Source organism: Ottowia caeni (assembly GCF_050821495.1).
Lineage (GTDB): Bacteria > Pseudomonadota > Gammaproteobacteria > Burkholderiales > Burkholderiaceae_C > Ottowia > Ottowia caeni.
The window spans coordinates 3,225,072-3,241,794 of record NZ_CP151080.1 but is presented as its reverse complement, the minus strand read 5'-3'; the positions used below and the strand labels follow the sequence as shown (position 1 = coordinate 3,241,794).

Here is a 16,723-nt window from a genome sequence, read left to right as displayed (position 1 = left end):
CTGCTGGCTAATCAATTTGCAGGCAGCACCGTCCCCACGCATTCGCCGAAGCCAATGCGTGCTGTACCGGGCTTTTCGCACCAGCCGCGCAAGATCACCGTGTCACCGTCTTCCAGCCAAGCCCGGCTTTCGCCATTGGGCAACTGAATCGGATTCTTGCCGCCGCTGGTCAGTTCAATCAGTGCGCAGGCCTGATCCAGTGTCGGGCCGGAGAGGGTGCCCGTGCCGAGAAGGTCTCCCGGTTGCAGATTGCAGCCGTTGACCGTGTGGTGAGCCACCATCTGTGCGGCCGTCCAGTAGGCGTGGCGGTAGTTGGTAAGAGAGATACGGGCGGCCTCGGCCTTGGCTTCGCGCATTCTGGGCGTTTCAATGAGCGCCTCGAGCTGAATGTCCAGGCTGCCTGCCGCACTATTTTCAGGACTGCTGAGGTAGGGCAGTGGCTGCGGATCGCCCTCCGGGTGTCCGAATGCGGCACGGAAGGGGGCCAAGGCCTCCATGGTGACGATCCATGGCGAGATGGTGGAGGCAAAGTTCTTTGAAAGAAAAGGGCCGAGCGGCTGATACTCCCAGGGTTGAATGTCGCGTGAAGACCAATCATTGAAGAGCACCAGGCCAAAAATGTGCGATTCCGCCTGCTCGATGGGAATGGCGTCGCCCAGATCATTGCCCTGACCGACAAAAATCCCCATTTCCAGTTCAATATCCATGCGCGCGCTGGGCTTGACTTGCGGCGTGTCCGCGTCTGGCGCTTTCACTTGTCCCTTCGGACGCTTGAATGCCTGACCGGAGATGACGATGCTCGAGGAGCGGCCGTGGTAGCCGATGGGCACCCATTTGTAGTTAGGCAGCAGCGGGTTGTCCGGACGGAATTGCTTGCCGATGTTGGTGGCGTGGTGCACCGAGGTGTAGAAATCGGTGTAGTCGCCAATGCGTGCTGGCAGGGCGTATTCGGCTTGCGATTGCGGCACCAGGCATGCTTTCAGGGTGGCCTCTTGCGCTGAGCCTGCTCGCAAGGCCTTCGAGAGTGCGGCACGCAGCCGCGACAGGGGCAGAGGGCCCATCCCCATCAGGTGATTAAGCGTTGATTCAGCGGCGGCCTGCGCCGCTGGCAGCGCATCACCCGCGAAAAGGCCAGCTTTCACGGCCGCGGCCATGTCCACAATTTGATCTCCAATGGCTACACCGCCACGCCAAGGCTCTTGTGTGCCTCGGCGGCGGAATACAGCGAACGGCAGGTTCTGAATCGGAAAATCAGACTGCCCGCCATTGGCGGATTCAACCCAGCTGGTGAGGGTTGGTTCGTGCGTTTCATTGAGCTGGATCATGCTGCCTCCCATGCATTGCGGAAAAAAATGTCGATGACGTTGATGGTACCTGCACGCGAGCCCGCATGGCCGAATTCAACTCGGCGTGCCGCCGGATATCATGAGGCGGCTAAAGCCCCGACCGGGGTGCATAAGTTTATTTGACGAGAGCCACCGGAATGCATCAGCCCACCACAGAACCGCGCCCGTCCATCTACTATGACTACCAGGTACATGAGCCCTGGCTGCCCTCGGCCCATCCGCCGCCCGCGCGCTGCCCGGTGGTCATTGCAGGCGCTGGCCCGGCCGGCATGGTCGCCGCGCTCGAACTGGCTCGCCACGGCGTGCCAAGTGTTCTGCTCACTGCCGAACTGCAGGTTTCCCAGGGTAGCCGGGCCATTGTGTTCACACGCCGATCCATGGAAATCCTGCAGCAGGTCGGTGTGTCTGCTCGTTTGACAGAAAACGGCCTGCCCTGGCGTTTCGGTAACTCCTATTACCAGGGACAACGCGTGTTCCGCATGGAAGCGCCGCATGAGGAGGACGACCGCTTCTTTCCCATGCTCAACATACAGCAGCAGTACCTTGAAGAATACCTGCTCGATGCCTGTAAGGCTAACCCCCTGATTGATCTGCGTTGGGGCAACAAGGTCGTCGGCGTGCAGCAACAGAGCGATCATGCGCTCGTCGACATTGACACACCTGAAGGCCCTTACGCACTGGAAGCTGACTGGCTGGTCGCAGCCGACGGTGGGCGCTCCGACATTCGGTCCATGCTGGGGCTGAAGATGGAGGGGGCCTCCTACGAAGGCAACTTCGTTATCGCCGACATCCGCATCGATCTGCCTCTCCCAACCGAACGCCTAGCCTATTTTGACCCGGACTGGAATCCGGGCAACACCATTTTGATGCACCGCGAGCCTCACGGCATCTGGCGAGTCGACTATCAGCTTCCCCCTGGAGAAACGCCCGCCGAAGCGCTGAAGCCCGAATCTCTGAAGCGACGCATCGACGCCCAACTGGCGATGATCGGCCACGCCGGAAAGCCGTGGGAAATGGATTGGTCCTCTGTTTACTCCGCCCGAACCCTCACGCTGCCTGACTACGTCCATGGCAGCGTACTCTTTGCGGGTGATGCGGCGCACCTGCTGCCGATTTTTGGAGTTCGAGGCGCCAACACCGCGTTTCAGGACGCCCAGTCCCTGGCCTGGCATCTGGCGTTCGTCGTCAAGGGCCTGGCAGGCAGGCAGCTGCTCACCAATTTCAGTGAAGAGCGGGTGGGTGCGGCTCGAGAAATCATTGAAGAGGCCGGCAAGAGCACTCGCTTCATGGCGCCCCCGAGCGAGGGGTTTCGTCTCCTGCGAGACGCGGTATTGTCGCTTTCCCTCACCCAGGAATTCGTGCGCCCTCTCTATCACTGGCGCACTTCGCGTCCTCACGAATACACGCACTCGCAACTCAACAGTGTCGGGGACGACAACGCGCTTTTTCGCGCCGGCCCGGCGCACGGCGCGCCACCTCAGAACGTCCGCCTGGGCGCCGACGAATTCCTGATCGACCATCTGGGAGGTGGGTTCGATCTGCTTTACTTCACCGAAGGTTCGGCGATGCCCCCTTCCTTGATGAAGGTGATCGACGCCGTTCGTGGCAAGGGTGTGCCGATTCGAGTGATCGCCGTAGGGGCGTCGCATACTGTTGCGGGTGCTGATCTCACGCTAGCTGATCACGGCGGCCACTTCCGCAGCCGCTATGGCGTGCAATCCAGTGGCGCCGGTTACCTGCTTCGTCCTGACCAGCACGTCTGCGCTCGCTGGCTCACTCTCGACGCCACCCGCCTGCAGGCGGCGTTCGATGCCGCACTGCCAAGCTAACACCTGTAGGAGCCACGCAAATGACCGACCGCATTCCCCTGTCCATCGGCGGCCTGGAAGCTGTATACGACACCCTGGCGACCGCCATAGACCAGGCCGGCACCGAGAAGGCGCAGCTGTTTCTAGTCAAGCTGGCCCTGTTGAACGCCAACGCACTTGGAGACGAGACCTTGTTCGAGCAGCAAGTGCAAGCCGCACTGCAGAATTTGTGAGCCGTTATTTAATTCGGTATGGTGCATTGCATCATTTCGCATTTGCTGACATAATCAGTGGCTTCGCATCCGGCTATTAAGCGGCTGCGTTGTTGATTACATCTCCCTTCTCGCACGCCGTCTCCCGCCAAACTTGGCTGGGTTGACTCAAAGGCGAAAAGCATAAGGTCTGTCCGAACAGGGCACTCTATCTGTTTTTCGCTGGCGCAATGCCCTTTTGGGCACTCGCCGTTTCTTTTGCTTGCCGCGTTGTTGGATGGTTGGTGTTTTTTTAAACCCCGGGTACCTCAGGTTCCCGACCATTTGACATGCGCGTCGCCACTGGCCCGCCTTGGGTAGCTATTTTTGTAGCTTTACCCCGGGCCGGTTCGGCTGTTGCATGCCGGAAAGAAACGACACATGGATTCCTTTGATCACCTGACGGCACTCCCGTCCCAAGAAACCGCTGCTTTTGAGGCGCCTGCCTTTGAAGCTGCCTTGCCTGAAGCCGTGGCTCCGGCCAATGCAACCCCTAATGCCTTCGCTGCGCTGGGTCTTGCCCCCGAGTTGGTGCAGGCTGTCGCGGATCTTGGCTTCACTGAACCCACCACCGTTCAAGCACGCGCCATTCCGCTGGCTCTGCAGGGCGACGCCAAGCACTTCGCCGACCTCATGGTGTCCAGCCAGACCGGTAGCGGCAAGACTGCAGCCTTTCTGCTGCCCGTGCTTCATACCCTCATTGCACATCAGGAAGAGGCCTTCGAACGCGAAAAGGCTGCATGGGATGCCAAGGTTGCCGAGGCTCTGTCCCGTGGTGAGCCCGCTCCAAAGCGCCCACGCCGCAAAGACCCCACCAATTCGCGTCATTTCAAGCCTGCGGTGCCCGGCGCGCTGGTGCTGTGCCCCACACGCGAGCTCGCTCAGCAGGTGGCGGCCGACGCCATTGATCTCGTCAAGCACTGCCGCGGCCTGCGCATTGCCAACATCGTGGGCGGAATGCCCTACCAGTTGCAAATCGCCAAGCTGCAAAATGCCAACCTCGTAGTGGCCACGCCTGGTCGTTTGCTTGATCTTCAGCGCTCTGGCCAGATCAAGCTCGATGAAGTGCGCTTCCTCGTCGTGGATGAGGCTGACCGCATGCTGGATCTGGGCTTTGCTGATGACCTGGCAGAGGTCAACCAGCTCACCGTCCAGCGTGAGCAGACCATGATGTTCTCGGCCACCTTCGCCCCGCGCATTCAGCAACTGGCCATGCGTGTCATGCATGATGGCGGTTCACGCGTGCAGCGCATCCAGATTGATTCCCCGCGTGAAGCTCACGCCAACATCCGCCAGGAACTGTACTGGGCCGACAGTCCGGATCACAAGCGTCGCCTGCTGGACTACTGGCTGCGTGACCCGGCCATCAATCAGGCTATCGTTTTCGCCTGCACGCAGATCGAATGCGAAGAACTCGCCGAAGACTTGCAACAGGCCGGCTTTGCTGCCGTGTCGCTGCATGGCGCCTTGAGCCAGGCCGTGCGCAACCGCAGGCTGACTGCGCTGCGCGAAGGCCGTGTGCAGATTTTGGTAGCCACTGACGTGGCAGCTCGCGGCATTGATGTGCCCACCATTACCCACGTGTTCAATTTCGGCCTGCCCATGAAAGCCGACGATTACACCCACCGCATTGGCCGCACCGGCCGTGCTGGCCGCGACGGCCTGGCAGTCACGCTCGCCGAAATCCGCGATCGTCGCCGGTTGGCTGACATTGAGGCCTGCACTCAGCAGCCCTTCAAGCCACTGACCATCGACGGCCTGGAGCCGACCAAGTCTTTCCCGCCGGTGACCGGTCCGAAGGAATTTGGTCGCGGTGGCAAGCCGGGCGGCCGCCCCCGTCGCAGCAGCGGCGGCCGTGAGGGCTTCGGTCGCCCACACGGAGGCGATTCCCGTGGGCCTCGCCAGTTCAACTCTGAGTCCAGCTTCGACCGATCAGATCGCGGCGCTGGTGCCGGCGGTCGTCGCAATGAAGGTTTTGGCGATTTCGCCAGGCCAAGTCACGGCCAACCTATGGCGCGTGTCAAGGCCACCACGTTTGGCCAGAACCGCAAGCCTGCCGCACCGCGTGGCCATGCCGGCGCGCCGGCTCGCGTAGCCAAGCCTTACAAGAAGTAAAACAATCGGGGCTTCTGCCCCGATTTCTTTAACCTGGATCCAGGCTGAGCTGCCCTCAGCCTGGACCCGTTTCCAGGCTCAGAATTTCTTCGTCAAGAACAGATTGAAGGAGCGCTCTGCGCCAGGCATCTGGTCGTAGGGCGTGTAGCTCCGGTTGGTCAGGTTGTTAAGTTCTGCCACCAAGCTAAGGCCGTGGCCGAACTCGGCGTAGGCCCGCAGGTTGAGCGTGGCGTAGCCTGCGGCCGAATCGGTCAGGGTGCCGGTGTTTCCGCGCATGCGCACCTTGCTTTCGCCGCGCAGGAAGAGATCTACGCTGCCGGCTGTGCTGCCCCAGGCCCAGTCTTTGCGCAAGCCGATTTTCCCGGCCAGACTGGGTGATCCACCATCGTAGGTATTGAAGCCGGTGCCGTAGCGAAGTTGCCGACGCATGGCAGCCAAAGAGGCATAGGGGGTCAACCCCCACGAACGGATGGACTGCTCGGCATACACTTCAACTCCAGTGCTGCGGGCGGCATCCACGTTCTCATAACGTCCCATGTTGCCGGTGATCAAGGACGCGATGTAATCCTTTGAGCGAGCGTGGAACAAGGTGGCGTCGATCACCGTTCCTCCGTGCGCATAGCGGGCGCCCAGCTCATAGGTGGTGGAAACTTCAGGGCGCAGATCCGGGTTGCCGACGAAAGTGTTGCTTCCACCGGTGGTCGTCAGGAATAGCTGACCCAGGCTCGGGTAAATATAGCCCTGTGAGATGTTGGCGCGCAGAGCCAGTTGATTGCTGGGCCTCCAGACCAGTCCGGTAGAACCCAGGACGAGGCTGTCGGAGCCACCCCTGCTGGTGAGGTTGGCGCGGCCATTGGTGGTGGAGGCGTCGTGGCTGGAGCGAACCCGGTACCAGCGAGCACCCACGTTAGCGGTGAGCTGGTCAGTCAGCTCGATTTCATGCTGTCCGAAAAAGGAAAGAGTGCGTGTAACAGCATCATCGTAACGCAGCGTCGTGGCGGTGGTGCCCGGCGGGGTGCGCGTGGTGTTGGTAACTTTGTCAGTCGCAAGCGCGTCGTCTTCCCATTCGAGCCCGGCTACGGAGCGACTGCCCGTAGAGAATTTCATCTCGGCGCGTAGATTGGCTCCGCTGGTGGCTTGTTTGTCCAGCGAGTTCGCGAGCACTCGCAGGCGCAAGGGGCCGGCAGCTGTGGTGAAATCGTTGCGAAAATCGCGTTCAATCGTCTGCCGGTAAAAATTGGCGCTCAGCTTGGTCAGCCAAGGCGTCAGCTCCTTGCCTTCATAGAACGCGGACAATTTGCGCAGATCGCGGCGGGGCAGTGAGATGAAAAAATTGGGCTGGTTGACCACGTAAACGTTGGCGCCCAGATCGTAAGCTTGGGCTCGCACCCCTAAGCTGTGCTTGCCGACCCGGTAGCCAAGGTGACCGGAGACATTCTGGTCGTGTACATCGGAGGGTGTCAGCTTGCCGTCTGGTGTGTGGCGGTCGCCTTGCTTCATGCGGCCGAGGCTGAGGTTGTAATCCAGTGCGCCCGGGCCTGCATCCACGGTGCCGGCCGCCGTGGCAGACAGCCGGTGTCCGCGCGTGGCGGACATATAACCTGCCGTGGCAGTGAGGCTGAATGGCTTGCTCGCCCCTTTTTTGGTGATGATGTTGATCACCCCGCCAATGGCGCTGCTTCCGGAAACTACCGATGAAGAGCCCCTCACCACCTCGATCCGTTCAATGGTCGTCGGATCCACCAGCACGGGCTGGCCGTAGCCGCTATGGTCGGTTAGTTTCTGTCCGTCGATCAGAATGGCTACACGGCGCGAGGTTTCGCCGCGAATCGAGATGCGCTCAATGCCTTCTTCCGAGATCTGTATACCCGGCACCTCGCGCAGCAGGGTGGCCACGGAAACGGGTGCCGACTGCTCGATGGATTCGGCCGAAATCACGGTGATTGAAGCCGGGTTGCGCATGACTTCCGTGGGAAGCCCCGTGCCAATCACGGTCACCGTCTCCAGGCTCCGAACCTCATCTTGCCCTAAGGCCGGTGCTGCCAGGGCGCACACACCCGCACCCACCGTGATTGCGCGACCCATCCAGATCATGAAGATATTCCTTGTTGACGGGCGCCAGATGCCCTGCAAGAGTATTTTTAGCTTACTTGCAGAGATCGAAAATGATCTAAATCAAGTCGCTGAGATAGGTAAGTGCATTGGGCCGCCCCAGTTGGCCTATTTTGGCGCCAGGCGAACGGCACCGTCCAGCCGGATCACCTCGCCGTTGAGCATGTCGTTCTCCACGATGTGCTTGACCAGCTTGGCGTAGTCTTGAGGTGTTCCCAGGCGGCTGGGGAAAGGCACGCTGGCGGCGAGGGAGTCTTGGACTTCCTGCGGCATGCCAAACAGCATGGGTGTGCCGAACAGGCCGGGGGCGATGGTCATGTTGCGGATGCCGTTGCGTGCCAGATCACGAGCGATAGGCAGGGTCATGCCGACCACTCCACCCTTGCTCGCTGAATAGGCTGCCTGGCCAATCTGTCCGTCATAGGCCGCGACGCTGGCTGTGCTGATCAGCACGCCTCGCTCGCCGGTGCTTTCCGGATCATTCTTTGCCATGGCGTCTGACGCCAGGCGGATCATGTTGAAAGTGCCCACCAGGTTGACCATGATTGTCTTGGTGAACACATCCAGCTTGTGCGGGCCGGACTTGCCCACGGTTTTTTCCGCGGGCGCAATTCCAGCGCAGTTGACCAGGCCCATCAGCTTGCCCATGGAGGTCGCCTTCGCCACGACGGCCTGACCGTCAGCCTCGTTGCTGACGTCGCATTTCAAGAAGGCTCCGCCGATCTCTTTGGCAACCGCTTCGCCTTTTTCCGCCTGCATGTCGGCAATCACTACCTGGGCACCCTCCGCGGCGAGCATGCGCGCCGTGCCTTCACCCAAGCCCGATGAGCCACCGGTGACGATGAAAACCTTGTCCTTGATCTGCATGCTCTTGCTCCTTTTTGTAGGTGGGTTTATTGTGGGTCAACACCCAGCAGCCGATGCACCCGCGAACTGCTGGTGGTGTATTGGAGAGGAATTTCCCGTTCCGGCGCAATCAGAGTCTGCGCTGCGTAAGCTGCCAGCGTGGCTTCATGGAAGCCGCTGAGCAGGAGCTTTTTCTTCCCGGGGTAGGTATTGACGTCGCCAACGGCGAAAATGCCGGGCGTACTGGTCTGGAATTTTTCGGTGTCCACCACTAACTGCTTGCGCTCCATGGCCAAATGCCAGGACGCGACAGGCCCCAGCTTCGGACTGAAGCCTTGCATGACCAGCAGCTTATCAGCGGCCAGGTAGTAGGTGTTGCCGTCCGGCCCAAGGATGTGCAGGGCAGTCAGTCGGCCGTCCGGGGCATCGAACCCCTGGGCCTGGCCGATGGCAAAGTGGATTCTTCCTTCTGCACAAAGGGCGCGAAAGCGTTCCGTGGTAGCGGGAGCAGCCTGCACACTGTCTCGGCGGTGCAGCAGCGTCACGCTCCTCGGGCGCGGCTGCGGCATGGTGGCCAGTTCAATGGCACGCTCCAGTGCGCTGTCTTCGCTCCCCACAATCACCACCTGCTGGTCAGACAGTGCCTCGTCACCGGGGTAGTGATGGAACAGATCTTGGTCTTCGAGCGCGTCCAGACCCTCAAGCTTGAGTCGTCTGGGCTCAAAGGCGCCGACGCCAGCCGCTATGAACACCGCTTTGGCCAGCAGCTGGAGTCCTTTGTGCGTCGCAAGCAGGAAACGGCCGTCTGGCTGACGCTGCAGAGTATCCACGCGGTGTCCCAGGTGCAGTGGCACCTTGAAGGGCGCAATCTGCTGCAACAGACCGTCGGTTAATTGCTGGCCCGTGCAGACGGGCGTGCCCGGTATGTCGTAGATCGGCTTGTCCGCATAGAGCTCCGCCGGTTGGCCGCCTGCACGAGGCAGCGCGTCGACCACGTGCGCAGAAAGCTCCAGCAGCCCCAGTTCAAAGACTGCGAAGAGCCCGACAGGACCGGCGCCAATGATGGCAACATCGGTTTCAACGGGCGAAACAGCGTGTTCGGGGCCGATCTGTGAAGGCACAGCGTGGTTCAGCGCTTGAGTTCGGGGAGCTTGTCCGTGCGGTCCTTCCACTCTTCGGCCGTCGGCAGCGGCTCTTTACGCTTGGTGATCGTCTTGTAGTTGGGCGAGACGGCCAGGTCGGCATTGATCTTGATCATATGCTGCTGATCCTTGGGCACGTCTTCTTCGGCGTAGATGGCGTTAACCGGACACTCCGGGATGCAGACGGCGCAATCGATGCATTCATCAGGGTCGATGGTGAGGAAGTTGGGGCCTTCCTTGAAGCAATCGACCGGGCACACGTCCACGCAATCGGTGTATTTGCATTGGATGCAGGCTTCGGTGACGACGTGGGTCATTTTCTTATGGTGAAGTTCAAAGTTGGTGGGGTCCTGGGCGGTGCCATGCAGAATGCGGTGCGCGCTCAAGAAAACTGTCTGATTTTAGCTGCCGGGGGCTTGTGCCGACGGATGCGATCGGGTGGCCGTGCTACCGGAAAGGATAAGAGCTGCATTCTGGTTGTTGCCTGCTTGAGTGTCTGCTTGTGTGTCCGCTATCAACCTGGAGCTCGCAGCTCGTCGAACCAATCCAGCCGGCGCAACACGGTCTTCTCGATTTCCAGCACCGCCATCAGCAATACGCCCATGCCGATCGCGATCAGCAGGTCCGGCAGGGACACTGATCGTGAATCAAAGAGTACCTGCATCCAGGGTGTGTAGGTAAAAGCCAACTGCAGCACCACGACCCCTAGCACGGCGTAGAGCACCGCAGGCGTTCCGCGCAGGCCGCGCAGCGTGAAAGAGCTGCCGTGCAAATAGCGCACGGAAAACAGATAGCCAACTTCCAGTGCGCAGAATGTGTTGACCACCAGCGTTCGTGTGGCCTCGATTTCCAGGCCACGCCAACGGCCCCAGGCCATGACCGCAAATGTGGCCGCGGTGAACAGAAGCGACACCAGGACCAGCCGCCACAGCATGAACGGAGACATCAGAGGGGCATGGGGCTGGCGCGGTGGTCGGCGCATCACCCCTTCTTCGGGCGGCTCGAAGGCCAGCACCAGGCCAAGAGTAATGGTGAGGGCCATGTTGATCCAGAGGATCTGCGCAGGCGACATGGGCAGGGTGATTCCGAGCATCAATGCGGCAGCGACGGCCAGCACTTCGCCGCCGTTGGTGGGGAGTGTCCAGGCAACAACCTTGCGGACGTTGTCATACACCGTACGCCCCTCGTTCACGGCAGCCACGATGGACGCAAAATTGTCGTCCGCCAGAACCACCTGAGAGGCCTCCTTGGCTGCTTCTGTGCCTTTGTGCCCCATGGCAATGCCCACGTCGGCCTGTTTGAGCGACGGAGCGTCATTCACGCCATCACCGGTCATGGCGACCACGGCACCTTGGCTCTGCAAGGCTTGCACCACGCGCAGCTTATGCTCGGGGCTGGTGCGTGCGAATACGTCTGCGCGCATGGCAAGATCAGGCAGGGCTTTTTCGGTCGTGGCACTGACGTCGGCGCCGGTGACGACGATGGGTGTCTCGGCAAGACCCAGTTGCTTCGCTATCGCGGCGGCCGTGGCGGCGTGGTCGCCTGTGATCATCTTGACGCGAATGCCAGCGCTGCGACAATCCGCTACTGCTTCAATGGCCTCTGGTCTTGGGGGGTCGATGAAACCAATGATCCCGGCAAATACCAAGCCATACAGGTCAGCCGTTTCAATGTGCGTTCGCGGTTCCGGCAGGCGTACAAATGCAAACCCCAGTACGCGCTCGCCCTCGGCGGCCACAGCTTCAATTCGTTCATGCCATGCCGCGCGATCCAGTGGCACGCGCTGATGGCCGTCTGCCCCCAACGCGTGGGTACACATGGCCAACACAGCCTCTGGCGCGCCTTTTACCGCGATCAGTGACACCCCCTCGGGCGTCGAGTGCAGGGTGGCCATATAGCGATGGGCGGCATCGAAGGGCACCAGGTCCTTGCGCGGGTGCGAATCGCATTCTGCCTGGGCGTTCAGCCCTGCCTTGTAGGCCAGCGCCAGCAGCGCGCCCTCCATGGGATCGCCTGTGACGAGCCAGTTCTGTTCGTCCTCGGTCAGCTCGGCGTCGTTGCACAACAGCCCGATGCGCGCCAGTTGATGCATGTCGTCACCGGGTGGGCGGCCATCAGCCAGGCGCACATGTCCGGTGGGTGCGTAGCCTGCGCCGCTGGCCGTGGCTTCACCGGTGGCAGTGATCAGATGACGGCAGGTCATCTCATTGCGCGTCAGCGTGCCGGTTTTGTCGGAGCAGATCACGCTGGTAGCGCCCAGAGTCTCCACTGCAGGGAGTTGGCGCACAATGGCTTGGCGTGCTGCCATGCGCTGTACGCCAATGGCCAGTGTGATGGTAATCACGGCCGGCAGTCCCTCTGGCACGAAACCCACGGCCAGTGCCACCACGATCATCATGGCGTCGATCCACTCGAGGCCTCGCACAGAAACGGCAAAGATGAACAGCAACGCCGCCACTGCGAGTGCAGCCACCGTCAGTTGCCTGCCAAATCGGTTGATCTGCTTGAGCAACGGTGTGGTGAGTGGGGCAATGGCGCCCAGCATCTCGCTGATTTTTCCGATTTCGGTACGCGTGCCGGTGGCCGTCACAATGCCGCGCGCCTGCCCAGCCGCCACCAGAGTGCCCGAGAACGCCATGCTCGCACGGTCGCCTAGAGGCACCTCCTTAGCCACTGGTTCGCTGGATTTTTCCGAGGCGACGGATTCACCTGTCAGCACCGCTTCTTCGATGCGCAAGCTCCGCGCGGAGACCAGCCGCAGGTCCGCGGGCACCCGATCACCGGCTTCCAACAGCACCAGATCTCCTGGTACCAACTGGGCCACGTCGATCACTTGCTGCGTCCCATCGCGCACGACGCGTGCATGGGGCGAGAGCATGTCGCGCAGCGCTTCCATGGCAGACTCGGCCTTGCCTTCCTGCAGGACGCCGACGATGGCGTTTACCAGCACCACGAGGGCGATGACTCCGGCATCCACCCAGTGCCCGAGCACTGCGGCCATGCTGGCGCCTGCCAGCAAGAAGACGATCAGTGCATTGGCAAATTGCGGCCAGAGGCGCTGGGCCAGCGTTCGCCGGGGTTGCGAGGGCAGTGCGTTGGGGCCGTGCTCCACCAGCCGCTGGGTAGCTACCTCGGTCGATAAGCCGATGTCAGGTGATGTCCCCAGAGTGGCTGCAACGTCGGCGAATGATTGGGCATGGGGCGCGCTGTGCGGCAAGGAAAGTTCCACTTGTCGAGGGTCGGGCATCGTACGAAAAACTCCTTGTGAATTGGAGCAACCGTACCACGTATGTCCCGGGGAGAGTATGAAACGCCGTTGAGCTTTGGGCTGGTTCCAGGCTGTACAGGCTCAGTGGCCCCCCAGAGCAGAGCTTGGCCTTTGTCCAGGCGATCAGTTCACCAATACAGCACCGGCTGTCTTGTGGGTGGCAGTGTCCACCAGAATCAGCGAGCCGAGAGTGCGGCTTCGGGCGAACGGCGTGGCAGGTATGGGCTCTTGCAGCGCCAGTTCCACGTGCCCTATGGCATTGGGATCCAGTTGCGTGGCGTCTTCACGTTTCAGGGTATGGATGTCCAAACGCTCCACTACGCGCTTGACCTTGGCCTTGACCCAGCGGTGTCCGTGCAGGGCCCAGTACACGCGTCCGGCCACGAGCGGCTCGTCGTCGAGCCAGGCGATCGTGGCCTTCAGTTCACGCGTGGTGGGCCAGACCGGGCGGGAGGGCTCGTCGAAATCCGTAGCACTGGCCACGGGCTGGGGAGCCGCCACGATCCAGTCCCCACGAGAAACGTCGACCTCGCGATCAAGGATGATGCCGGCGCTTTGACCCGCAGAGATGGCGTGGGGCTCGCGTGTATGGTCCAGTACCTGCGCGACCACCGCTTGCTGGCCTCCCGGCAAAAGCGTGACCTGCGTGCCAGGGGCGACGCTGCCCGTCGAAACTCGACCCCAGAAAACGCGGCGTCCTTGAGTGGTGTCACTGGAAGAGGAAAATTTCTCCACCCACTGCACAGGAAAGGCCAGCGGCAGATCGGTCTCGCGCGGGGTGACGGGCAGGTTCTCCAGAATTTCCAGCAATGTGGCGCCCACATAGCCGCACCAGCCAGCGGGGTGGTGGCCGGCCTCCACGACGTTCCAACCCTTGAGAGCGGAAATAGGCAGAATTCCTGCGGACTGTATGCCGCCTTCTTGTACAAAGGCTTCCAATGCGCCACGTATGTGCGCGAAGGCCTGGGCCGGGTCGCTGACGGCATCCAGCTTGTTGATCGCAAAAACGACGGAAGGCACGCGCAACAACTGTAGCAACAACGCATGGCGGCGCGTTTGCGGCAGCAGCGTGAGGTCGGCACTCTGCCAGTCCAGCTTGGTAGCATCCACCAGCACCACGGCGGCATCCGCCTGCGACGCTGCAGTCACCATGTTCCGTGTGTACTGTTCGTGCCCCGGCGCGTCGCCGATGATGAACTTGCGAGCCTCGGTACTGAAGTAGCGGTAGGCCACGTCAATGGTGATGCCTTGCTCCCGCTCGGCGGACAGCCCGTCGGTCAGCAGTGCCAGGTCGGTCTCGCCTTGCCGGGTCACGCCAGCCAGGTGGTCTTGCAGAACCGCTTTGCTGTCTACCAGCAGCCGGCCGATCAGCGTGCTCTTGCCGTCGTCCACGCTCCCGCAAGTGATAAAGCGCAGGGCCGCCTGGGTGCCTTCAGCCGCAACGGGATGATCAAGGGAAAGTGTCAGCTCGGTAGTCATGTTTTTTGCGAAATTGAATCTGTAGGTTGGCGCTGAGCAAAGCGAAGCCCAACAAGCTTCTGAAAGTCCCCCGGATCTCCTGGGATCTCCTGAGAAGCCCTAAGAACACCGGAAAACCCCTGGGAGCTCCTAGAAATACCCGTCCTTCTTGCGCTTCTCCATCGAGGCTTCGGAGGTCTTGTCGTCCATTCGCGTGGCGCCACGTTCGCTCACGTCCGCTGCCAGTGTCTCTATGACAATCTCGCCCGGCGTGGCCGCTTCGCTGGGCACGGGGCAGGTGCAGGTAATGTCACCCACGGTGCGAAAACGCACGGTGCGGGTTTGCGTAGTTTCGCCATCCCTTGGAGGTGTGAGGGGCGTCACCGGCACCAGCAAGCCTCGCCGCTCTACCACCTCTCGCTGGTGCGCGTAGTACAGGCTGGGCAGGCCGATCTGCTCCCGCTCAATGTACTGCCACACATCCAGCTCGGTCCAGTTGCTGATGGGAAACACCCGAAAGTGTTCACCACTGTGCAGGCGGGTATTGAACAATGACCACAGTTCAGGTCGCTGTGCTTTGGGCTGCCATTGGCCAAAGCTGTCGCGGTGACTGAAAATGCGTTCCTTGGCGCGGGCCTTTTCCTCATCGCGCCGGGCGCCACCGATCAGCGCGTCAAAGCGGAACTCTTCGATCGCTTCCAGCAGCGTCACCGACTGGTGCGCGTTTCGGCTTTCTTCCGGATGGGCCAGACGCACCGTACCGCGCGCCATGCTGTCTTCCACGCTGCGCACAATCAGTTCGGCCTTCAATTCTGCCGCCCGTTGATCGCGGAAATCCGTCACTTCCTGGAAGTTGTGGCCGGTGTCGATCATCAGCAGAGGGTAGGGAATTCTGCCCACGCCAAAGGCTTTTTCAGCGCACTTGAGCAGCACAAGTGAATCCTTGCCGCCGGAGAACAGCAGGGCAGGGCGCTCGAATGCAGCCGCGACTTCGCGCAGCAGGAAGATGGTTTCTTCTTCCAGCGCATCGAGGTGAGTGTTCCCCAACTGGTGAGGCGGTAGCAGGAGCTTGGGTTCTGTACGGGCGTTCATGCGTGGCTCTGGATTTGAGTTTGGCGATGGCTCGCGTCTGTCGGGCGAGAGCCGGGGGACGAAGGTGCGGAATCTTTCACATGCAAGCCACACTCCTTGGCGGCTTCGTCTTCCCACCACCAACGCCCGGCGCGAAAATCCTCGCCCACGGTGATCGCACGGGTGCAAGGTGCGCACCCAATGCTCGGAAAGAACTGGTCGTGTAGCGGGTTGTAGGGCACTTCATGCTGAGCGATGTAGTGCCACACGTCGCCCCAGGTCCAGTTGGCCAGCGGGTTGTACTTGAGCAGCCCTTTGCTGTCCTCTTCTGCCCGGTCTACCAGATCCACTGCAGCCCTTGCGCCGGATTGCTCGCGCCGCAGACCGGCGATCCAGGCTTTCTTGCCTGCCAAGGCGCGGCTTAGCGGTTCCATCTTGCGAATGCTGCAGCAGGCCTTACGCAGGTCGATGCTCTTGTACATCGCATCACGGCCCTCGCGGGCAACAAACTGCACGACCGATTCCTGCGCTGGTCGGTAGACAGTGAGGGGCGCGTGCGGGTGCGTATCCTGCTGCGCTTGTAACCGATCGATCAGGGCTACCGTCTCCGCATGCAGGGCGCCAGTGTCGAGCACAAAAATGCCTATGGGCAGTTCATGCGCGTTGATCAGGTGGGTAATCACCATGTCTTCCGCGCCCAGGCTGCTGGCCTGCGTCACCGGACCGGTGGCTGCTGCCTTGAGCAGCGTGACCACGGTTTCGCGCAGCTTGGCATCGAACTCTGCTGAAGGGCGCGCATAAAGCTCAATGGCTGACGCCACATCGGGCGCGGCCTCGGCGGATAGTGAGGTCGCTCCCGGCAGCATGCTGACGGCTCCGTTCATGCAGCCTCCTGACGCGCAAAATGTGGCAGAGGTTGCTGCATGTCACCTTGGTAGAAGGCGGAGTAGCGCTTGAATTGCCGTTCGGCCGCGCTGGCATCCACACCTTCTGCCAACACGGCGCTGGTGAAGCCGCTGCGTGCCATTTGCACCAGTTGGTCAATCAGCACGTCGCCATGGGCGCGGATGTCGCCGGTGAAGCCGAAGCGGCGGCGCAGCAACACGGCCTGGCTGAAGGCGCGGCCATCCGTGAACTTTGGAAAGTCCAGGTCTATGCGTTCGATGCCTTGGAACGCGCCCTCGGCCGACAGCGCGGCAATGTCGGCATCGTTGGCCACTTGCAGTGTATTCGGCGCTTCGTTGTGAGCGGGTTCGGCGCCTGCGGCGATGAGTTTCATGTTCTTTTCTCTGAATCGGGTGTTTCC

General features: G+C 61.2%; 13 protein-coding genes. 3 read left to right on the top strand and 10 right to left on the bottom strand.

Going from position 1 to position 16,723, the window contains the following annotated elements; genetic code table 11:
• Positions 1 to 11: 11 nt before the first annotated feature.
• On the bottom strand, positions 12 to 1,322 hold the full coding sequence (fahA, locus tag AAAK34_RS15290) for a fumarylacetoacetase (RefSeq protein ID WP_231694533.1): 1,311 nt from the start codon (positions 1,320 to 1,322) through the stop codon (positions 12 to 14).
• A gap of 161 nt (positions 1,323 to 1,483) precedes the next feature.
• Between fahA and AAAK34_RS15285 the strand changes: the two genes are divergently transcribed.
• From AAAK34_RS15285 to AAAK34_RS15275, 3 genes are all read left to right on the top strand, one after another.
• Positions 1,484 to 3,175: an FAD-dependent monooxygenase gene (locus AAAK34_RS15285; protein WP_231694464.1), complete on the top strand. Its 1,692-nt coding sequence runs from the start codon at positions 1,484 to 1,486 to the stop codon at positions 3,173 to 3,175.
• A gap of 20 nt (positions 3,176 to 3,195) precedes the next feature.
• On the top strand, positions 3,196 to 3,387 hold the full coding sequence (locus AAAK34_RS15280; protein ID WP_231694465.1) for a DUF2783 domain-containing protein: 192 nt from the start codon (positions 3,196 to 3,198) through the stop codon (positions 3,385 to 3,387).
• A 399-nt stretch (positions 3,388 to 3,786) separates the two neighbouring features.
• On the top strand, positions 3,787 to 5,520 hold the full coding sequence (locus AAAK34_RS15275; protein WP_231694466.1) for a DEAD/DEAH box helicase: 1,734 nt from the start codon (positions 3,787 to 3,789) through the stop codon (positions 5,518 to 5,520).
• Between the two features lie 78 nt (positions 5,521 to 5,598).
• Here AAAK34_RS15275 and AAAK34_RS15270 read toward each other — a convergent pair whose 3' ends face one another.
• From AAAK34_RS15270 to AAAK34_RS15230, 9 genes are all read right to left on the bottom strand, one after another.
• Positions 5,599 to 7,614, bottom strand: a complete 2,016-nt coding sequence (locus tag AAAK34_RS15270) for a TonB-dependent receptor (protein ID WP_231694467.1) — start codon at positions 7,612 to 7,614, stop codon at positions 5,599 to 5,601.
• Between the two features lie 126 nt (positions 7,615 to 7,740).
• Positions 7,741 to 8,499, bottom strand: coding sequence for a 3-hydroxyacyl-CoA dehydrogenase (locus AAAK34_RS15265; protein WP_231694468.1), 759 nt, complete (start codon positions 8,497 to 8,499; stop codon positions 7,741 to 7,743).
• 26 nt (positions 8,500 to 8,525) lie between these two features.
• Entirely contained in the window at positions 8,526 to 9,599 is a 1,074-nt protein-coding gene (locus tag AAAK34_RS15260; protein ID WP_231694469.1) for an NAD(P)/FAD-dependent oxidoreductase, read from the bottom strand.
• Positions 9,600 to 9,607: 8 nt separating this feature from the next.
• Positions 9,608 to 9,937, bottom strand: coding sequence for a ferredoxin FdxA (fdxA, locus tag AAAK34_RS15255; protein ID WP_231694534.1), 330 nt, complete (start codon positions 9,935 to 9,937; stop codon positions 9,608 to 9,610).
• Positions 9,938 to 10,134: 197 nt separating this feature from the next.
• A complete protein-coding gene (locus AAAK34_RS15250) occupies positions 10,135 to 12,867 on the bottom strand; it encodes an HAD-IC family P-type ATPase (RefSeq protein WP_231694470.1) in 2,733 nt (910 codons plus the stop codon).
• Between the two features lie 144 nt (positions 12,868 to 13,011).
• Entirely contained in the window at positions 13,012 to 14,367 is a 1,356-nt protein-coding gene (locus tag AAAK34_RS15245; RefSeq protein WP_231694471.1) for a GTP-binding protein, read from the bottom strand.
• 129 nt (positions 14,368 to 14,496) lie between these two features.
• Positions 14,497 to 15,438, bottom strand: coding sequence for a sulfate adenylyltransferase subunit CysD (cysD, locus tag AAAK34_RS15240; RefSeq protein ID WP_231694472.1), 942 nt, complete (start codon positions 15,436 to 15,438; stop codon positions 14,497 to 14,499).
• Positions 15,435 to 16,301, bottom strand: a complete 867-nt coding sequence (locus AAAK34_RS15235) for a phosphoadenylyl-sulfate reductase (protein ID WP_431777453.1) — start codon at positions 16,299 to 16,301, stop codon at positions 15,435 to 15,437. Before AAAK34_RS15235 ends, cysD begins: the two co-directional genes overlap by 4 nt.
• Positions 16,298 to 16,696 carry a DUF934 domain-containing protein gene (locus AAAK34_RS15230; RefSeq protein ID WP_231694473.1) on the bottom strand — a complete coding sequence of 133 codons (399 nt, stop codon included), beginning with the start codon at positions 16,694 to 16,696 and terminating at the stop codon, positions 16,298 to 16,300. Before AAAK34_RS15230 ends, AAAK34_RS15235 begins: the two co-directional genes overlap by 4 nt.
• Between the last annotated feature and the right edge of the window lie 27 nt (positions 16,697 to 16,723).